Source organism: Pseudomonas palmensis (assembly GCF_017848315.1).
GTDB lineage: Bacteria > Pseudomonadota > Gammaproteobacteria > Pseudomonadales > Pseudomonadaceae > Aquipseudomonas > Aquipseudomonas palmensis.
In genome coordinates this window covers 16,015-35,026 of the sequence record NZ_JAFKEC010000048.1, presented here as the reverse complement: position 1 = coordinate 35,026, position 19,012 = coordinate 16,015, and the positions used below count along the sequence as shown (strand labels likewise).

General features: G+C 66.0%; 13 protein-coding genes and 1 pseudogene. 3 read left to right on the top strand and 11 right to left on the bottom strand.

Features of this window, described 5'->3' with window-relative positions; genetic code table 11:
* Positions 1-9: 9 nt before the first annotated feature.
* The 9 genes and pseudogenes from JZZ72_RS21125 to JZZ72_RS21090 all read right to left on the bottom strand — a co-directional run bounded on the left by JZZ72_RS21125 (position 10) and on the right by JZZ72_RS21090 (position 12,657).
* A complete protein-coding gene (locus JZZ72_RS21125) occupies positions 10-345 on the bottom strand; it encodes a hypothetical protein (RefSeq protein WP_210015094.1) in 336 nt (111 codons plus the stop codon).
* Between the two features lie 94 nt (positions 346-439).
* On the bottom strand, positions 440-1,087 hold the full coding sequence (locus tag JZZ72_RS21120; protein WP_210015093.1) for a response regulator: 648 nt from the start codon (positions 1,085-1,087) through the stop codon (positions 440-442).
* 43 nt (positions 1,088-1,130) lie between these two features.
* Positions 1,131-3,512, bottom strand: coding sequence for an ATP-binding protein (locus JZZ72_RS21115; RefSeq protein ID WP_210015092.1), 2,382 nt, complete (start codon positions 3,510-3,512; stop codon positions 1,131-1,133).
* Positions 3,509-6,310: an ATP-binding protein gene (locus tag JZZ72_RS21110; protein WP_043861103.1), complete on the bottom strand. Its 2,802-nt coding sequence runs from the start codon at positions 6,308-6,310 to the stop codon at positions 3,509-3,511. Before JZZ72_RS21110 ends, JZZ72_RS21115 begins: the two co-directional genes overlap by 4 nt.
* Positions 6,311-6,449: 139 nt before the next feature.
* Positions 6,450-7,238, bottom strand: coding sequence for a methyl-accepting chemotaxis protein (locus JZZ72_RS28325; protein WP_404702909.1), 789 nt, complete (start codon positions 7,236-7,238; stop codon positions 6,450-6,452).
* Between the two features lie 69 nt (positions 7,239-7,307).
* Positions 7,308-8,075, bottom strand: a pseudogene (locus JZZ72_RS28320) (MCP four helix bundle domain-containing protein); the annotation flags it as partial.
* A gap of 201 nt (positions 8,076-8,276) precedes the next feature.
* The gene (locus JZZ72_RS21100; RefSeq protein WP_100632481.1) at positions 8,277-9,080 is read right to left on the bottom strand and encodes a putative bifunctional diguanylate cyclase/phosphodiesterase; all 804 of its coding nucleotides are present in this window, start codon (positions 9,078-9,080) and stop codon (positions 8,277-8,279) included.
* A 164-nt stretch (positions 9,081-9,244) separates the two neighbouring features.
* A complete protein-coding gene (locus JZZ72_RS21095; protein WP_210015091.1) occupies positions 9,245-10,714 on the bottom strand; it encodes a SulP family inorganic anion transporter in 1,470 nt (489 codons plus the stop codon).
* A 179-nt stretch (positions 10,715-10,893) separates the two neighbouring features.
* Positions 10,894-12,657 (bottom strand): S8/S53 family peptidase, encoded by a 1,764-nt coding sequence (locus tag JZZ72_RS21090; RefSeq protein WP_210015090.1) that lies wholly within the window; start codon positions 12,655-12,657, stop codon positions 10,894-10,896.
* A 140-nt stretch (positions 12,658-12,797) separates the two neighbouring features.
* On the opposite strand from JZZ72_RS21090, the gene JZZ72_RS21085 reads away from it, so the two are divergent.
* The 3 genes from JZZ72_RS21085 to JZZ72_RS21075 all read left to right on the top strand — a co-directional run bounded on the left by JZZ72_RS21085 (position 12,798) and on the right by JZZ72_RS21075 (position 16,598).
* Positions 12,798-14,075, top strand: a complete 1,278-nt coding sequence (locus JZZ72_RS21085; RefSeq protein ID WP_210015089.1) for a bifunctional O-acetylhomoserine aminocarboxypropyltransferase/cysteine synthase — start codon at positions 12,798-12,800, stop codon at positions 14,073-14,075.
* A gap of 123 nt (positions 14,076-14,198) precedes the next feature.
* Positions 14,199-16,145 carry a DNA topoisomerase III gene (locus JZZ72_RS21080; RefSeq protein WP_100632478.1) on the top strand — a complete coding sequence of 649 codons (1,947 nt, stop codon included), beginning with the start codon at positions 14,199-14,201 and terminating at the stop codon, positions 16,143-16,145.
* 63 nt (positions 16,146-16,208) lie between these two features.
* Positions 16,209-16,598: a VOC family protein gene (locus JZZ72_RS21075; protein ID WP_054916504.1), complete on the top strand. Its 390-nt coding sequence runs from the start codon at positions 16,209-16,211 to the stop codon at positions 16,596-16,598.
* A 58-nt stretch (positions 16,599-16,656) separates the two neighbouring features.
* On the opposite strand, the gene JZZ72_RS21070 is transcribed toward JZZ72_RS21075, so the two are convergent.
* Both JZZ72_RS21070 and JZZ72_RS21065 read right to left on the bottom strand, forming a co-directional pair.
* The gene (locus JZZ72_RS21070; RefSeq protein ID WP_043861111.1) at positions 16,657-17,601 is read right to left on the bottom strand and encodes a p-hydroxyphenylacetate 3-hydroxylase reductase component; all 945 of its coding nucleotides are present in this window, start codon (positions 17,599-17,601) and stop codon (positions 16,657-16,659) included.
* Between the two features lie 62 nt (positions 17,602-17,663).
* The gene (locus JZZ72_RS21065) at positions 17,664-18,833 is read right to left on the bottom strand and encodes a p-hydroxyphenylacetate 3-hydroxylase oxygenase component (protein ID WP_043861112.1); all 1,170 of its coding nucleotides are present in this window, start codon (positions 18,831-18,833) and stop codon (positions 17,664-17,666) included.
* Between the last annotated feature and the right edge of the window lie 179 nt (positions 18,834-19,012).

The following is a 19,012-nucleotide window of genomic DNA, read 5'->3' as shown; positions in this document are numbered from 1 at the left end:
GTCGCGCGATTACTGCACGGTCGACGCCCCGCCGACCCGGTCGCTGGGTGCAGGGATGTGCTGATTGCTGACCACCAGCTGCAGCAGGTGTGCACTTGGCCGGTAAAAGGGGCGTCTGCTCAGTGTGTGGTCAAGCCAGGCATTGAGCTCGTACAGGCGCACCGGTGCTTCACCCGGGTAGTCCGCCAGTACGGCGAGGACCATGTTCCACACCGCAGGGCTGCAACGCAGGCAACGGCTGTCGATGTACTGCCCTATGAACTGGCGAACATCCGCTGTCTCGCTGTGTGAAATGAAGATTGTCCGCACGCTGTCGGGGTATCGCTGCTCAAGATCGGGCGCCATGATTGCCTCCTGTGGAATGCTGCCGTCGCTTGACGCCATTGAACGATACAGCCGGGCCCCGTGCCATCAGGCAAACCTGAAAACGCGGGCACGCCTACTGGAACAGGTTGGCCTCCAGGCAGTACGAGACCAGCTCCTGGTCGCTGCGCACATCCAGCTTGCGCATGGCCGCGATCTTTTGCGTGCTGATGGTCTTGGGGCTGCGATTCTGATTGATCGCGATGTCGCGCAGGCTCATGCCCGACACGAACAGACGCAGGATCTCCACTTCGCGGGTGGAAAGCGAAGCCATGCGCTCGTCGATCTGGTAGCCGTTGTCGATCACCGAGTTCCGGTTCGCCGGCGCCAGCTTGTAGATGCGGTTCTGGCTCAAGGCTTCCAGTGCGCGCAGCAACTCTTCGTTCACCGTGCGCTTGTCGATCACGCCCGCCACGCCCAGATTGTAAAGCCGCGTGAGGATGAGGCTGTTGGACACCATCGTCAGCACCAGCACGCGCAGCGCGGGGAAGTTGCGCGTCAGGTAGGTGATCAGCCGCAGGCCGTCGCCATACTGGGAACTCTCCGGCATGTTGTAGTCGGTGATCAGGATCTGGGGCTGCTTGTCGTGCAGCACGTTGATCAGTTCGGTGGAGCTGCCCGCTTCGCCAACCACCTCGAAGCGCGGGTCGGACTTGATGAGTTCGCGTACGCCAAACAGCACGATCGGGTGGTCATCGGCGATGACTACGGTGATTTTATGCATGATCGCTCCGGTGTGCACAAAGTGTGGCAAGTCTCGGCCCGGGTCATACCGACCTCATCAAGTCGCAGAGCCGGTCGAGCGCCTGGTGAATATCGTCAATCAAGGTGAGCTGCAGGCTGGGCGCGCGCAGGCGGTGCTCAAGCTCACCGAACAGCCTGGCCAGCGCGTGCGCCTGCACCACCGACAGTGCGCCACTGACACCATGCACTTTGTGCAGGACGTCGGTTTGCTCGCCGGCCGCCAGGGCCAGGCGAATGGCGCGGATGTCCTTCTCCATGGTACTCAAAAACAGGTCGCGCATGGCCGGCGACAACACGATGCCCGCTGCCGATGACTCCCCCTCGGCCAGCTGCACCGACAGCTCTAGCGACGGCTGGCGCCCGGCCTCCTCGTGCGCCAGCGCCGGGGTGACATTGAGCAGCAGGTTGCGCAAGGTGGTCAGGCTCAGCGGCTTGACCACCCAGCAGGTCATGCCCGCTGCCTGGCAACGCTCGCCCTCGTCGCGCATGGCATTGGCGGTAACGCCGATGATCGGCGCCTTGGCGTTCTGCAGGCGTATCGCGCGCGCCAGCTCGTAGCCGTTCATGACCGGCATGTTGACATCGGTCAGCAGCACGTCGAAGCGGTACTTGCGCCACTGCTGCAGCGCCTGCTGGCCATCGCTGGCCAGTTCCACGGTGCAGCCCAGGGCTTCGAGTTGTTCCTTGAGAATGGCCTGGTTGATCAGGTTGTCCTCGGCCACCAGCACCTGCAGGCCAAGCGCCGGCAAGGCAGGGGCTGCGCCAGGCGGCGCGGGCTCGGTGACGCCGTTATTTTCCATCAGCACGGCGCCGGCAATCGCCCGCACATGATTGGCGCTGACGCGCCAGCCCGCCTCCATCGGCTCGGGAACCTGCGGGCCGTCGTAGTCGCACAACAGGCGCCGGCCGTTCCAGTCCGGCAGCCACTTGCCGTTGCCCAGTACCTCGACCAGCAGCGCCCCGCTGTGCACCTCGTGCTGCGCGGCGCTGAGCACCGTAACCGTGGCATGCCAGCGCAGCAGCCAGCTGCCGATGTTCTCGGCCAGCTCCAGCACGGGCGCACGCACGTACACCTGCACGCCGCCGAGGTCGATGCCAGGTTCTGCCGGCAACGGCGTGTCCGGCAGCACGAACGGCAGGCGTAGCGTGAAACTGCTGCCCAACCCCTGTTCGCTGACCACCTTCACCTCGCCGCCCATCAACGCACTGAAGCGGCTGCAGATCGACAGGCCAAGCCCGGTGCCGCTGACAAGGTTGCTCGCGCGGGCCTGGTAGAACGGCTCGAACAGGTGTAGCTGCTGCTCCGGGGAAATGCCGATGCCGGTGTCGGTGACCTGAAGTTCCAGCGTGATGTCTTGCCCTTCGCCCCTGACCACGCGACAGCGCAGCACAACCCGCCCGATGTCGGTGAACTTGATCGCGTTGCCCAGCAGGTTGTTGAGGATCTGCCAGATGCGCACCTCGTCCCCTACCAGCTGGTCGGGTATTTCCGGTGCCACGCAGGCATAGATCTGCAGGCCCTTTGCACGCGCGTTGGCGATGTGCGCGGACATCACGTCCTCGATCAGGCCCAATGGCGAAAAGGCCACCGACTCAAGGGTGAGTTGACCCGACTCGATCCTGGACACGTCCAGCACATCGCTGATCAGTTGCAACAATGTCGAGGACGAGCGCTGGATGATGCTGAGGTAATCCATCTGGCGCTGGTCGAGGCCGGTCAGGCCGAGCAGCTCCAGGGTGCCCAATACGCCGTACAGCGGGGTGCGGATCTCGTGGCTCATGGTCGCCAGGAAGAGGGTCTTGGCTTCACTGGCCTTGTCGGCCATGGACTTGGCCTGGCTCAAGGCCACCGCGCGTTCCAGGTGTTCGGTGACGTCGGTGAACGCGCACAGCAGAACCTGCTGGTCCTGGTAGCGGGTCGAGGAGAAACTGAGCCGGAAACAGCGACCCTGCAGCACCATGCTCGCCTCGCCGCACAGTTCGATGCCGGGTTGGCGCGCCATCTCGACGATGGACTGCGCCACTTCGCGACTGTCCTTGGCACGCTGATTCTCCACCACCACCTGGAGGTCGTGCAGGCGGATGACAATCAGCCCGGCAGGTGCACTTTCGATCACCGCCAGGCTGAACGCCTGGCTGTCGAGCAGCTCGCTCCGGGCCTGGCGAGCCGGCGCGATGACCTGCCGGCGATAGTGGTAGTACAGCCACCCCAGCAGGGCACTGAGCAACGCGAATGCCAGCACGATGCGCAGCAGCGGTAAATTCGCCCCACGGATGAAGCTGACGCAATCGACGCAGTACTGCGCTGCCCATTGCTCGTGGGTCATCGCCAGCAGGAAGATCAGGGCAACGCCAAGCAGCAAGCCGATACCGAGGCGTAGGGAGCTTCTGGCCAACGACGTCACGCTCGCCTCTCTTCACGCTGGCAGTGCTGCAGGCAGGTGAACAGCGCACCGAGGCCGAAGGGTTTGACCAGCAGCTGCTGCATGCCTACCGCCAGGCACCGATCGCCCTCGTCGCGCATGGCATTGGCCGTGGCACCGATGATGGGCACCACGCAGCCTTGACGACGAAGGGCCTTGGCCAGGTCATAGCCGTTCATGCGTGGCATGTTGATGTCGGTGAGCACCACGTCGAACACCTCGTTCTGCCACAGCGCCAGGGCCTCATGCCCATCGCGGGCCAGGCCCACGCTGCACCCCAGCTCTTCCAGCTGGTCCTTGACGATCAGCTGGTTGATCACATTGTCTTCGGCGACCAGTACCCTCAGGTCCAGTTGCCGGGTGATCTCGTGCTCGATCCGGCCAGGCGCCGGGGGTGCGATGCCCTGGGCCTGGCTGACGGCCGCCAGCAGCCCGTTCAGGTCGTTGAGCTTGACCCGCCAGTAGCGTTGCTGCGACGGCGGCTCGCACTCCTGCGGGCAGATCACTACACGCGGCCCGCTCCACTCCAGCAGGACCGGGTGCGCGGTGTGCGGGTGGGCCTCCACCAGCAGCACGTCATGCGCGGCCTGGATCTCGGGTGGCAGCCCGATATGGGTCTGCGCGCCCCAGCGCCGCAGCCAGCCACTGACGTATTCGGCCATTTCCAGCACCGGGGAATGCACGTAGATCATCTCGTCGGCCAGGCGCGGCGTATCGCTCGCCGGCATCGGGTACGAGCGCCCCAGCGGAATGCTCAAGGTAAAGCTGCTGCCCAGGCCCACGGCGCTGACCACGCGGATGCTGCCGTTCATCAAGGCGGCCAGGCGCTGGCAGATGGACAGGCCCAGGCCAGTGCCGGGCACCACGTTGGTCTTGGTCGAGGACTGGTAGAACGGCTCGAACAGCAAGGCCTGGTCGTCCGGGGCAATGCCCGGGCCGCTGTCGCTGACCTGCCAGAGGATGTCGGCCCGTTCCTCGGTCATCGAGCCGACCTTGGCACGCAGCACGATCTGCCCGCTCTCGGTGAACTTCACCGCATTGTTGAGCAGGTTGTTCAGCACCTGGCGGATGCGCGTTATGTCGCCACGCAACAGCGCCGGCATGTGCGGGTCGACGAAGGCATACAGATACAACCCCTTGCTGCGCGCAGCACCGGCGTAGCTCTGGGTCACGTCGTGGATCAGCTCCAGCGGCGAGAACTCGCTGGCCTCCAGGGCCAACTGACCGGCTTCGATCTTGGCCACATCGAGAACATCGCACACCAGGTTGAGCAGCGCTGCCGAGGAACTCTCGATGGCGTGCAGATAGTCTTTCTGCGGCCCCCTCAGCTCGGTACGGGCCAGCAGCTCCAGGGTTCCGAGCACGCCATACAACGGCGTGCGTATCTCGTGACTCATGGTCGCCAGGAACAGTGTCTTGGCTTCATTGGCGGCATCGGCCATCTGCTTGGCCATGGTCATCGCGGCCTCGGCCTGCTTGCGCGTACTGATATCGCTGAAGGCGCAGAACAGCACATCCTCGCCGTTGTAGCGGGTGCGCACGAAACTCAGGTGCAGGTGGCGACCGTCGCCGGCCTGGAACTCGTCGGACTGGACGATTTCGCGGTCGCTGAAGGCTTGTTCGATCCAGCCGTGGCACAGGCGCTCGCGCTCCTTGCACTCGCCCAGCCACTGCTGCGACAAGGTGTTCTCCAGTACCACCTGGCCATCCGCGCGGCGCAGCACGCACAGCGCCACCGGGGCGGTCTGGATGATCGCGCGGTTGAACGCTTCACTTTCGATCAGTGCATCGATGCGCTGGGTCGCCGGGGTGATCAGGCGCCGTTCGACGCGCGTCACCAGGCGCCCCACCAGCACGCCGATCAGCAGGATCAGGGCGCTGGCAGCCAGCAACGGCCACCACAACACCTTGAGCAAGGCCTCCAGCCCGATGGCATAGAACAGCTTCCAATCCGAGTAGCCCAGCTTCTTGCGCATCACCAGCTGGTCGGGCCAGAAGCCTTCCCCGGAGAAGCCGAAGTCATGGCCTGTCTCCAGCTTCGGCAAGGGCAGCGACGGGTACACGCTCGACACGCTGCGCATCATCACATCGCCTCTGGGGTTGAGCATCATGAACTGCCCTGCCGCGTCATCGTGCAGCGTGCTGGCCACGTCGCTGGCATCCATCTCCATGCCGAGCCAGCCTGATCGGGGCTGGTGGAAATCCACCCGCACGAACAGATACAGCCGCGGCGTCGACGCCTGCTGATCGCTGAGCCAGACCGCCTGGTCCGCCTCGGGCAGGGTGGGATCGATACGCTGCAGGCGGCTCAGCACCGCGCCAGGGATCGGCGTATCGAAGCTGACCGTGCGGTTCAGGTACACCACGCGGGCCGCCACCTGATCGGCGACGTACAGCAGGTTGATGCGGTTTGTGGTGAGGAAATCCACCATGCGCCCGGACAACTGCAGGTCCCAGCGGAGGTCGTCACCGGGCTGTCGGTGGCCGACCTGCTGCGCCACCGCGAACTGTTGCCCAGGTGGCTTCGCCACCGCCGACAGCGCGAGGCTCTTGAGCAGCGCCTCGCGCTGGGTGAAGAACACCCGTGCATTGGCGATGGCATCGCTCATGAGCCCCTGACGACGGGAAACTTCGTTCCTGAGAATCGAGCTCAGAGAAATGATCGCACCCACCACCATGCCCAGCACCAGCAACTGGGCGAACAATCGCAGCAGCCGGCGCACGGCCTTGGGGGTGGAGAAGAACGAGTCGGTGGGTTGCAGGAAATGCTTCAATTTCATGGCGCCAGCTTAAGTGCCCTTTGCTGCGCAGCACTATCAGGCAAGCCTTAAAAATGCGCCCCAGCACAGCCAGGGCGCTTGGCTCAGCTCGATGTACCGCCGCGAATGCGCATGCCGTGGCTGGGGCACGGGCGCGGTTTCACGTGGTGAAGCGCCGGGTCAGGTCGGCCATGGCAATCGCCAGCCTGGACAGCTCGTTGCTTGCAGTGGCCGTCTGGCTGGCGCCGTCGGAGGTCTGCACCGAGTGATCGCGAATGCTCACCAGGTTGTGGTCCACCGAACGTGCCACCTGCGCCTGCTCTTCGGAAGCGGTTGCAATCAGGAAGTTGCGGTCGTTGATCTCGGTGATCGAACGGGCAATCGCATCCAGTGCGGCGCCGGCTTCCTGCGCGATCCCCAGGGTGTCCTGGGCATTGACGCGGCTTTGCGACATCGCCGTTACCGCCTGCTCGGCCCCCGCCTGGATGTCGGCGATCATGGTCTCGATTTCCTTGGTGGACTCCTGGGTGCGGTGGGCCAGTGCCCTCACCTCGTCGGCCACCACGGCGAACCCGCGCCCCTGGTCACCGGCCCTGGCAGCCTCGATGGCAGCATTGAGGGCCAACAGGTTGGTCTGCTCGGCAATCGCGCGAATCACGTCCAGCACCTTGCTGATGTTCTGTGCCCTGTTCGCAAGGCCTTCGACTTCCCCGCTGGTGGACTCGACAATCGTTGTCAGGTTCTGGATGGCGACAACCGCCTGGGTCACCCGCTCGGAACCGGTGCGGGTCGAACTGGCGGACTGCTGGGTGACTTCCGACGCGGAGGCTGCGTTGCGCGCCACCTCTTCGACCGCAACCGTCATCTCGTTCACGGCGGTGGCGGCCTGTTCGATTTCATCGCTCTGCTGCTGCAGCCCGCGGCTCGATTCCTCGGCCACCGAATGCATCTGTTCGGCCGCTGCGGCCAACTGGTTCGACGAGTCGCCCATCAGACGAATGGTGTCACGCAGGCTGGCCTGCATGCTCGCGGTCGAGGCCATCAGGTCGGTCAGCTCGTCCTTGCCGGACATCGGCACGACACTGCGCAGGTCGCCTTCGGCAATCCGCTGGTTGATCCCCAGCACCGCCAGCAACGGTACGGTGATGCTGCGCGCAAACAGAACCCCCATCAGGATGCTCAACACCACGACCACGCTGATGATCACGATCACGGTCTTCACCGAGCTCTGATAGATGGCCTCGGACTCGATCCCCGATTGGCGGGCACCTTCGCGGTTGATGTCCATCATCTTGCCGATAACGACCTGCAGGCTGTTCGCCAGCGGCCGAGTCGTCTGGTTTAGGTACTCGGTGGCTTCGGCGGCGTGGTCGGCCTGCACCCGCTCCAGAAAGCTGTCCAGCTGCCCTATGTAGTTGGCGATCCCTGTCTTGACATCGTCGTAGGCCGCTTGTTCGTCCGGGCTGGACACCTGGTGACGATAGTCGGTGACCGCCTTGTCGAGCTCGCTGCGTGCACCGGTGATGGTCTCGATGGACATCTTCCTGATCGCTGGGTCATCGGTACTGAGGAGGCGATAGCTTTCAAGCCGCAGGCGCAGCACCAGCGCGTCGATCGCGCCTCCCTGGCGCACACTTTCCATCCAGTTCTTCTCGATTTCCAGGGCAGCGGCACGCACCCGGCCCATTTGCATGATGGAAACCACACCCAGGACAATGACCAGCACGTTCAATACGAAAAACACCAGTATTGCTCGATGGCCCAGCCTGAAATTTCTAAGCAGCATGTTCAATCCCTCATAGAAACAAGCAGAAAATCGGAGGCACCCGACTCCGCGTCGTTGCTGGTGGGGACTTTAATGAGGGCGTTTGAAATAGCCTATCAGGCAAGCCTTAAAACGGGCCTGCACACCGCCCTCCGATGATCGGCGATCGAGGTACGCCCACCCTCCGAGCGGCCAGGCGCCCTTGCGTGGCGGTGGCAGCCGCTAGTTGAACAGGCGTTGCAACTCCGTCGGCGGCAAGGGCCGACTGAGCAGGTAACCCTGCGCGTAATGGCAGCCCTGGCCCACGATGAAGTCCAGGTGGTCAGCCTCCTCGACGCCTTCGGCAACCACTTCGAAGCCCAGCTCGCACCCCAGCCCGATGATTGCACGACAGATGGCGTGCAGCTTGCCGCTCTGGGGCTGGCCGCTGACGAAGCTTCTGTCGACCTTGAGGATGCTCAATGGAAAACGCAGCAGGCAACTCAGGGCTGAGTAGCCGGTGCCAAAATCATCCAGCGCCAGCCGCACGCCCAGGCTCACCAGTTCATCGAGGCAGGCCTTGACCTGGGCACTGTCGCTGACCCACTGGCTTTCGGTGATTTCCAGGATCAGGCTCGCCGGCGGCAGCCCGCAGGCCTGCAGAACGCGCCGCACCGAGGCGGCGAAGCCGACCTGCTCCAGCTGCAGGCTGGAGACGTTGACCGAACAGTGCAGCTGCCCCTGCCCGGCCAGTTGCCAGTCGCGGACCTGTCGACAGGCGCGCTGCAGCACCCACTCGCCAACCGGTACGATCTGCCCGGTGGCTTCAAGGGTGGGGATGAACGCCAGCGGCGGCACCAGTTGCCCGGCAGATCGCCAGCGCAGCAGCGCCTCGACACCCGCGATGTAGGGGCGACCCTGATCGACGCGGTAGAGCGGTTGATAATGCAGTTCGAACTGATCCCGCTCCAGGGCCCTTCCGAGGTCCGACTGCAACGACGTACTCGCGACGGGCGTCGAGACCACGTAAAGCGCCGACTGATTCATCACTCAACCCTCCCACGCAGGCGTGCCATAGCCCATCCACCGCTTCGAAAGACTCCTCCAATCAACAGGCTTGCCGTCAGAGAACGTCACTCCCGTGACAGGCCAATGTTCAGGCACATGCCGCAGCGCGGACCATCAGCAGATCCTTAAAAATGCGCGTGGGCTCAGGCGGTGTGCTGCTCCCCCGCGCGCCTGAGCAGTTGCTTGCAGCGCTCGGTCAGGTGCACCACGCGCAGGTGCTTGCCGGCCTTGGCATAGCGCTCGCGCAGGGTCTTGATGGCAGCGATCGCCGAGTAGTCGACCACCCGCAGGTGGGCGCAGTCCAGGGTCACCTCGGCCGGGTCGTCGGCCGGGGTGAACTGGTTCAGAAAGGTGGTGACCGACGCAAAGAACAGGGTGCCGTGCACGCGGTACAGCTTGCTGCCGTCGGCGTGCACGTCGCTGTCGGCGTACAGCTCGCGGGCCTGCTGCCAGGCAAAGTTCAGGGCGGCGATGATGATGCCGAACATCACGGCAGCCGCCAGGTCGGTGAACACCGTGACCACGGTGACCGCCACGATGGTCAGCACGTCGTTCACCGGCACCTTGTGCAGCACCCGCAGCGATGCCCAGGCGAAGGTCCGCTGCGCCACCACGAACATCACCCCCACCAGTGCCGCCAGCGGAATGCGCTCGATCAGCGGCGCGAGAAACAGCACGAACATCAGGATCATCACCCCGGCCACGACGCCCGACAGCCGACCGCGTCCGCCGGAGCCGAGGTTGATCACGGTCTGCCCGATCATCGCGCAGCCGCCCATGCCGCCGCACAGGCCCGAGACCATGTTGGCCGCGCCCAGCGCCACACATTCGCGGTCGGGGTGGCCGCGGCTCTCGGTGATTTCGTCGGTGAGGTTGAGGGTGAGCAGGGTTTCGAGCAGGCCGACCATGGCCATCAGTACTGCATATGGCGCGATGATGCGCAGGGTGTCGAGGGTCCATGGCACCTCGGGCAGGGCCAGGCCCGGCAGGCCGCCGGCAATGTGCGCCATGTCGCCCAGGGTGCGGGTGGGCAGGTCGAACAGGTACACCAGCAGGCCCACGCCGAGAATCGCCACCAGCGCCGGCGGCACGGCGCGGGTCAGGCGTGGCAGCACGTAGACGATGGCCATGGTCAGTGCCACCAGGCCGAGCATCAGGTACAGCGCATTGCCGGCAAGCCAGGCCTGGCCGGACTTGAAGTGTTCGAGCTGGGCCAGGGCAATCACGATGGCCAGGCCGTTGACGAAGCCGAGCATCACCGGGTACGGCACCAGACGCACCAGCTTGCCCAGGCGCAGCAGGCCGAACAGCAGCATCACCAGCCCGCCCAGCAGCACCGTGGCCAGCAGGTATTGCACGCCGTGCTGCACCACCAGCGCGACGATCACCACCGCCATCGAGCCGGCGGCGCCGGAAACCATGCCCGGGCGCCCACCGAACAGTGCGGTCAGGGTGCAGATGATGAAGGCGCCGTACAGGCCCAACAGCGGGTTCAGGTGCGCAACCAGGGCGAAGGCGATGCACTCGGGCACCAGGGCGAAGGCGGTGGTGAGGCCGGCGAGCACGTCGGCGCGCACGGGGGCGAGTCGGAAGGGTTTGCGTGTGGGCTGCATCGGGGTTCCAATCGGCAGGGCATCGCCTGCGGGGGTGACAGGGTATCGAGGGGGTGCAAAAGGTTGGCTAGCTTACCTCAAACACAAACGGCGTCGCAGCCATCGCGGGGCAAGCCCGCTCCCACAGGACTGTGCAGAGCCTGTGGGAGCGGGCTGGACCCGCGATGAAGGCGACACCCTCATCGCACCCGGTCGCGGCTCTGCACCGCCAGGTCCAGGGCCTTGTGCATGTCCAGCCGCGCCGAGCGGCCGACGTCCTTGTCATTGAGCTGGTAGTTGCGCTCCGACGGCAGGATCGGCGCGGTCAGGTCTTCGGCGTCCATCGGCTCGAAGTCGCCCTCGCTGCCCAGGGTCATGGCGCTGCGGCGCAGCAACAGGCGCAGTTGCTCGGGCTGCAGGCGCGGGTTGATCGAGAGCATGGCCGCCACCACCCCGGCCACCATCGGCGTGGCATAGGAGGTACCGCAGTGCACCTCGCCGCGCTGGTCGGCCTGCGCAGTGGACGCCTGCACGCAGGCGGCGGCGGTGATGTCCACGCGCACGTCGATGTTGGAGGCGGCGCGCTTGACCACATAGGCCGGATCATCCACCGCCACCGGGCGCTCGCTGCGCTGGTGCCCGCCCACCACCAGCAACTGCTCGGTGACGAACGAGGACGGCAGGCGGTACTCGTCGGTACCCGAGTACGACGCGCCATTGCCCGCCGAGTTGATCACCACCACGTCCGGGTGCTCCTTGCGCAGCCACAGGAAGAACTCCTCCAGCAGCTCTTCATAGCCGCTCATGGCCAGGCCCGAGCGCACCAGCGAGTCGACCTCGTCGCCCTCGACGTTCTTCGCCCCCACCCGGTGGATGCCCCAGCTCCAGTTCAGCACCCGCACGCCATCCTCCACCAGGTTGACCGAGGCGGCGATGTTGGCGGTGATGCCGGCGTCGGAATTGCGCTCCACGATCACCTCGAAGCCGGGGCTGGCCGGGTCGAGCCCGCGCAGAAAACCGGTATTGCCGCCCTGCTCCCAGCGCGCGGCGAGCACCCCGGCCACCGTGCTGCCATGCCCGTCGGGCTTGTCGGCGTCTCGCGCGTACAGGCAGGTGCGTGGTCGCTCGCCACGGCACGGGCCCAGGTAATCGGCGAAATCGGGGGCGTCGAAATCCACGTCGCGCTCGATCACGCCGATGCGTACCGGGCTGACCGGTACCGCCGCATCGCGGGCAGGGATGCGCCGCTGGTAGAAGTTGACCGCGTCCATGAAACGGTTGGCGGCCCACTCCTCGCCGCCGGGCCGGGCCTGCGCATCTGCGGATTCGCGCTCCTCGCCCTTTTCCGGCGCGGATTCCTCGATCACCACGGCGTCCACGCTGACCTCGCTGCCCAGGCGCAGCACCATGGCATCGCGCTGCACCAGGTCACTGACCGGCAGGCGCAGCTGGTAGACGTTCAGCGGCGCGATCGCCCCCACCACCTTGGCGCCGTACTTGTCGGCCAGGCGCCGGGCCTCCTGCAGACCGTCGTGGCGCTCTTCGATCAGCAGGCTGACCAGGTCGACATAGGTGGTCAGGCCGTCCATGTTCTTCGCCACCTCGCCCGGACCGGCGGGCACCACATGGCTGGCCTTGAGCGACAGCCACACCGGGTTGCTGGCCTGGCCGCCCGCGTCCTGCAGCCACAACGGGCCGCTGTCCAACCGCGCCGTATCGAGGTTCAGCCGCAGCGTATCGCCATCGCGGGTGACACGGGCGGCGGGCAGCACGTGCCCGTCCAGATGCACCCCGGGCGTGCCCTGCGCCAGGCCGCGGGTGCTCACGCACCACTGCTGCTGAACCGCGCTCAGCACATCGCCACAGCGCTGCAGGCCGGTGATGCGCAAGGGCTCGGCGGCGATGGCCAGGGTGCTGGCCAGGGCCAGCAGGGCGAAACCGGGTGCAATCAGGTGGGGCAGCATGGGCGACTCCGTTGCAGGGTGGCAGGCAATGACCATCCGACCGGCTGGCGCAGGTCATCGTTCAGCGGGGCAAGGCTTGACCCCGCGTTTGCGCCCCGCGCATGCTTCGGCCTCCACGACTTTCAAGGAACGACTGCATCATGAAGCTGGAAACCTTGGCGATCCATGCGGGCTTCAGCCCCGATCCGACCACCAAAGCGGTTGCGGTGCCGATCTACCAGACCACCTCGTTCGCCTTCGATGACACCCAGCATGGTGCCGACCTGTTCGACCTCAAGGTGGCCGGCAACATCTACAGCCGCATCATGAACCCCACCAACGATGTGCTGGAACAGCGCATGGCCGCGCTGGAAGGCGGCGTGGGCGCACTGGCGGTGGCCTCGGGCATGGCGGCGATCACCTACGCCATCCAGACCGTGGCAGAGGCCGGCGACAACATCGTCTCGGTGTCCAAGCTGTATGGCGGCACCTACAACCTGCTGGCCCATACCCTGCCGCGCTTCGGCATCCAGACCCGCTTCGCCGCCCATGACGACATCGCCGCCCTCGAGGCGCTGATCGACGACAAGACCAAGGCGGTGTTCTGCGAGTCGATCGGCAACCCGGCCGGCAACATCGTCGACCTGCGCGCGCTGGCCGATGCCGCGCACCGCCATGGCGTGCCGCTGATCGTCGACAACACCGTGGCCACGCCGATCCTGTGCCGCCCGTTCGAGCACGGCGCCGACGTGGTGGTGCACTCGCTGACCAAGTACATCGGCGGCCACGGCACCAGCATCGGCGGCATCGTGATCGACTCGGGCAACTTCCCGTGGGCCGACCACAAGCAGCGTTTCGCCCTGCTCAACACCCCCGACCCGTCCTACCACGGCGTGACCTACACCGAGGCCTTCGGCCCGGCGGCGTTCATCGGGCGCTGCCGCGTGGTGCCGCTGCGCAACACCGGCGCGGCGCTGTCGCCGTTCAACGCCTTCCTGATCCTGCAGGGGCTGGAGACCCTGGCCCTGCGCATGGAGCGTCACACCGAGAACGCCCTGAAGGTGGCCCACTACCTCCAGGGTCACGAGCAGGTGGCGTGGGTCAAGTACGCCGGCCTGCCGGACCACCCCGAGCACGCGCTGGCGCTGCGCTACACCGAGGGCAAGCCGGCGTCGATCCTGTCGTTCGGGATCAAGGGCGGCCAGGAGGCCGGTGCACGCTTCATCGACGCACTCAAGCTGGTGGTGCGCCTGGTGAACATCGGCGATGCCAAGTCGCTGGCCTGCCACCCGGCCTCCACCACCCATCGCCAGTTGAACGACGAAGAGCTGGAAAAGGCCGGCGTGCCGCGTGACATGGTGCGCCTGTCGATCGGCATCGAACACAGCGACGACATCCTGGCCGACCTGGCCCAGGCACTGGAAGCGTCGCGCGGCTGAGGCATCGGCGGGCAGGCAAGCGCTACACATTCATCTGTATATCCATACAGATAAACCTTGCCTGCATCGCCAATCCTGCGCATTCTAGGGCCCATCACAGCCCGACCAAGAGCTCACTCGGCCATGCGCCTGTACCTCTGCGAAAAACCCTCCCAGGCCAAGGACATCGCCAAGGTCCTTGGCGCCAGCCGCCGCGGCGACGGTTGCTGGGTCGGCACGGGCGTCACGGTGACCTGGTGCATCGGCCACCTGCTCGAAACCGCCCCGCCCGACGCCTACGATGCCCGTTACAAGCGCTGGTCGCTGGCCGACCTGCCGATCATCCCGGCGCAATGGAAAATGCTGGTAAAACCCAGGACGGCCGCCCAGTTCAAGGCGGTCAAGCGCCTGCTCGGCGAGGCGGCCGAACTGGTGATTGCCACCGACGCCGACCGCGAGGGCGAAATGATCGCCCGCGAGCTGGTGGAGCACTGCCGCTATCGCGGGCCGATCCAGCGCCTGTGGCTGTCGGCGCTGGACGACGCCTCGATCCGCAAGGCCCTGGCCGCCCTCAGGCCCGGCGCCGCCACCTTCAACCTGTACCACTCGGCCCTGGGCCGCTCGCGTGCCGACTGGCTGATCGGCATGAACATGAGCCGGCTGTTCACCCTGCTCGGCCGCCAGTCCGGCTATCAGGGCGTGTTGCCGGTGGGCCGGGTGCAAACCCCGACACTGCGCCTGGTGGTGGACCGCGACCGCAGCATCGCCGATTTCGTGCCGGTGCCGTTCTGGGCCATCGATGTGCAGTTGCGCAGCGCCGGCGAGGTGTTCAATGCCCAGTGGCGTGCGCCCGACGAGCTGTGCGACGACCAGGGCCGCTGCCTGAACCAGGCGTTCGCGCAGCAGGCGGCTGCGGCCATCCAGGCGGCGCCCACGGCGCGCCTTTTGACGCTGACCACCGAGCGCGTGCGCGAGGCAGCGCCGCTGCCCTTCGACCTGGGCACCCTGCAGGAGCTGTGCTCGAAGAAATTCGGCCTGGGCGCCCAGGAAACCCTCGACATCGCCCAGGCGCTGTACGAAACCCACAAGGTCATCACCTACCCGCGCAGCGACTGTGGCTACCTGCCCCTGAGCCAGCACGCCGAGGCGCCGGCGATTCTTGCCGCGCTGGGGCGCGCCGACCCGAGCCTGGCGCCCTTGCAGCCGCACCTGCAGGCGCAACGCCGCTCACGCGCGTGGAACGACGCCAAGGTCAGCGCCCACCACGGCATCATCCCCACCGCCGCCGCGCTCGACCCGGCGCGCCTGCCGCCCAAGCACAAGTCGGTGTACGTGCTGATTCGTGCCCGCTACCTGGCGCAGTTTCTGCCCAACCATGAATACGACCGCACCCAGGCCGACTTCGATTGCGCCGGGCAGGCGCTGCGTGCGGTGGGCAAGCAGATCGTCGAGCCGGGCTGGCGGCGCGCGCTGCCCGAAGCCCTGACCCCGCCCAAGGGCCGCGAGGCGCCGGTGGCGCAAGTGCTGCCGGCATTGCACGAGGGTCAGCTGTGCGAGGTGGCCGGGGTCAACCTCAAGGACCTGTGGACCCAACCGCCCAAGCCCTTCACCGAAGGCGACCTGATCAAGGCGATGAAGAACGTCGCCAAGCTGGTGGACGACCCGCGCCTTAAACAGAAGCTCAAGGACACCACCGGCATCGGCACCGAAGCGACCCGCGCCGGGATCATCCAGGGCCTGCTCGACCGGGGCTACCTGGTCAAGCAGGGCAAGGCGCTGTCGGCCACGCCGGCGGCGTTCAGCCTGATCGACGCGGTGCCAAGGGCGATTGCCGACCCTGGCACCACGGCGATCTGGGAGCAGGCGCTGGACATGGTGCAGAGCGGCGAAATGAGCCTGGAAGCGTTCGTGGCCAAGCAGTCGGCGTGGATGAGCAAGCAGGTGGAGCGCTGCTCGGGCATGAGCCTGCGCATTTCAGGGCCGCCGGTGCCGGCCGGGCGCGGCGGCGCGCCGTGGAAGAAGAAGCGCAAGAGCAGTGCCACGGCCGGCAAGCGACCCCGTGCCACCAAAGCGAAAAAAACCGGGGCTTAGGCCCGTGCCGGCTGCTTCGCCGGCAAGGCCGGCCCCTACAGAAACCACCGACAAGGAATGTGTATGAAACTGGGCTACACCATCGTTTATGTACCCGATGTCGAGGCATCGTTGAGCTTCTTCGAGAATGCCTTCGGCCTGAAGCGTCGTTTTCTGCATGAGTCCGGCGATTACGGCGAGCTGGACACCGGGCCAACCACCCTGGCCTTCGCGTCGCTGGAACTGGGCGAGTCGAATTTCCCGGAAGGTTTCGTTGCCGCCAGCAACAGCCACAAGCCCCTGGGCATGGAGATCGCGCTGGTGACCGAGAAGGTCGCGGCGGCCCACGCCAATGCCCTGGTCAACGGCGCCGAGGAAATCAGGGCGCCGCAGAGCAAGCCCTGGGGCCAGACGGTTTCCTACTTGCGCTGCCCGGCCGGGGTGCTGGTGGAGCTGTGCTCGCCGATGGGTTGAAAGCGCTTGGCCAGCAAGGCTGGCGCCTACAGGGGCCGTCCTTGGCAAAGCCTTTGGCTCACGCGCGAATCACTGCCTTGAGCACCGTCTTGAACGTCTCGATCTGCTCGTCGCTGAACGCGGCAAATACCGTGTCCTGCTGCTCGCGCGCAATCGTCCACAGGGCCTCGGTCTGGTCGATGCCGGCCACGCTCAGGCGCACATGCCCGGCCGCCTCGCTGTCGCACACCAGCCCCTTGCGCTTGAGGTTGGCCACCGCCTCGTCGATCTCTCGCGCCGGCATCGCCACCTCGCGCTGCAGGTCGGCCAGGTTCAACCCCGCATCGTTCTCCAGCACCATCAGCATGCGCGCCTCGCTGGTGCGCAAGCCACTGGACAGCTGGCGCGGCTGGTAACTGGCTTGGTAGGCACGCAGCGCCTGGGTCATCAGGTAGTACAGGTTGTGGCTCAGGCGCCCCTGAAAATGGCTGCTGGGGGCCTGCCCCTCTTCGCGTCGGGTCATGCGGGTGTGCGGCAGCACCATCGAGTACGCACCCTGGTGGTAGAGCAACGGCGAACGCCCGCCATCGTCGAACGCTACCACCTTGCCCAGCATGATCCAGTGGTCACCGCCGTCGAGCAGCTGATGGCGTTCGCACTGGAAGCACGCGGCGCAATCGGCCAGCAGCGGTGCGCCCCCCTCGCCCGCCCGGTGCTCGATGCCGGCAAAGCGGTCCTCCCGTGGCTTGGCGAAGTTGTTCGACAGCTCGATCTGGTCGGCGGCCAGGATGTTCACCGCAAAGTGGCTGGCGGCCTCGAACACCGCGAGGCTGCTGGAGCGCTTGTCCAGGCTCCAGAGGATCAGCGGCGGGTCCAGCGAGACCGAATTGAAGCTGTTGGCCGTGACCCCGACCTTGTTGCCCGCGGCATCGGCGGCGGTGACCACGGTGACGCCGGTGGCGAAGTTGCCCAGGGCGCGGCGGAACGCGCGGCTGTCGAAGGCCACGGCAGGTTCAGTAGACATGCAAGACTCCCCGGCTGCCGCCAGGGCAGCCGTACGTTGTTGTTATGGGCAGGGCGCGGTGTTCACACCATGCTCGGGTCGGGCTCCAGGCCCATCAGCTCGCGACCGAGGATCTGCGCGCAGACGTCGTAGTCGGTGTAGGCATGGGCGCCGGTCATGTGCGAGTCGCGCCACAGGCGCTGCATCTCGTTAGCCTCGAACCAGGCGGTGCCGCCCGCGGCTTCGAACAGGCGATCCACGGCCTGGATGCACATCTTCACCGCATAGCCCTGGTTGGTGCGCCAGAACGCCAGGGTCTCGCGGCTGGGGTACTGGTGGCGGGCGCTGTGGTCGGCGTGCTCCTGCCAGGTTTTTTCGAGAAAAGCCCGCGCGGCGGCCACCTGGTGGGTGGACTCGGCCAGGCGCATCAATGCGGGGGTGGCTGCGCCAACCGCGGCGCCGGTGTAGGCGCGCACGCGGTTGGCGGTCTTCTCGCGGAAGGCCTGGAGCATGCGCTCGGCCACCCCCAGGCTGACCGTGGAAAAGCCACTGGCGAAGTACGGCCGGTACGGCGAATAGAACACCTTGCTGTCCGGGTACAGGCCGAAGCCGGCGGACTTGCCTTCCATCATGTCCTTGGCTTTCTGGATGCGGTACTCGGGCACGAAGGCCTTGTCGATGAGCAGGGTCTTGGTGCCGCTGCCCTTCATGCCCGCAGCGTGCCAGTCGTCGCGGATCACGTAGTCGCTGCGCGGCAGCACGGCGAAGCAGTAGTCCTGGGTGCCTTCGGCGTTGGCGCGGCGACAGCCGACGATGGCCCATTCGGCATGGTCGCTGCCGCTGCTCCAGCCCATCTCGCCGCTGAACAGCAGGCCGCCCTCGACCTCCTCGATACGCCCGAACGGCGCGATGCTGCTGCTGGCAGTGGCGTCGCGGTCGGTGCCCCAGATCTCTTCCTGCAACCGGGCCGGGAACATCGCCAGCTGGTGGCTGTGGGTGCACAGCAGGCTCATGGCCCAGGCGGTACTGGCACAGGCACCGGCCAGCGCGGCGATGCAGTCGGCGAATTCGGGCAGGGAAATTTCCAGGCCGCCATACAGCTTGGGCTGGAAGGCGCGGTGCAGGCCGATGCCCTTGAGCAGCGCGATGTTTTCGGCGGGTACCTGGCGATCCTGCTCGGCACGGGCGGCGTTGGCAGCGATGGTCGGCAACAGTGGCTTGAGGTCTTCAAGCAGCGGGTTTGGCTTTTTCATGGAGGGCCCTGCTTATTATTGGATGTCCGGGCCGGGCTGCGAGGTGGGCAGCTAGCGGCGGATGCAGGGCCAGTATGGGATGGGTGTGACGGGGGGAAAATGCACCTTCCAGAGGCAAGGTTGTACTTTTCATGGGCCTCTTCGCCGGCAAGGCCGGCGCCTACTATCGGTAGGAGCCG

Excerpts from the sequence above, each read along its gene's own strand:
- JZZ72_RS21125 (WP_210015094.1), bottom strand. The coding sequence starts at position 345 with ATGGCGCCCGATCTTGAGCAGCGATACCCCGACAGCGTGCGGACAATC.
- JZZ72_RS21095 (WP_210015091.1), bottom strand. The coding sequence starts at position 10,714 with ATGCAGCCCACACGCAAACCCTTCCGACTCGCCCCCGTGCGCGCCGAC.
- JZZ72_RS28325 (WP_404702909.1), bottom strand. The coding sequence starts at position 7,238 with ATGCATTCGGTGGCCGAGGAATCGAGCCGCGGGCTGCAGCAGCAGAGC.
- JZZ72_RS21080 (WP_100632478.1), top strand. The coding sequence starts at position 14,199 with ATGCGCCTGTACCTCTGCGAAAAACCCTCCCAGGCCAAGGACATCGCC.
- JZZ72_RS21065 (WP_043861112.1), bottom strand. The coding sequence starts at position 18,833 with ATGAAAAAGCCAAACCCGCTGCTTGAAGACCTCAAGCCACTGTTGCCG.
- JZZ72_RS21110 (WP_043861103.1), bottom strand. The coding sequence starts at position 6,310 with ATGAAATTGAAGCATTTCCTGCAACCCACCGACTCGTTCTTCTCCACC.
- JZZ72_RS21120 (WP_210015093.1), bottom strand. The coding sequence starts at position 1,087 with ATGCATAAAATCACCGTAGTCATCGCCGATGACCACCCGATCGTGCTG.
- JZZ72_RS21100 (WP_100632481.1), bottom strand. The coding sequence starts at position 9,080 with ATGAATCAGTCGGCGCTTTACGTGGTCTCGACGCCCGTCGCGAGTACG.
- JZZ72_RS21070 (WP_043861111.1), bottom strand. The coding sequence starts at position 17,601 with ATGTCTACTGAACCTGCCGTGGCCTTCGACAGCCGCGCGTTCCGCCGC.
- JZZ72_RS21090 (WP_210015090.1), bottom strand. The coding sequence starts at position 12,657 with ATGCTGCCCCACCTGATTGCACCCGGTTTCGCCCTGCTGGCCCTGGCC.
- JZZ72_RS21085 (WP_210015089.1), top strand. The coding sequence starts at position 12,798 with ATGAAGCTGGAAACCTTGGCGATCCATGCGGGCTTCAGCCCCGATCCG.
- JZZ72_RS21075 (WP_054916504.1), top strand. The coding sequence starts at position 16,209 with ATGAAACTGGGCTACACCATCGTTTATGTACCCGATGTCGAGGCATCG.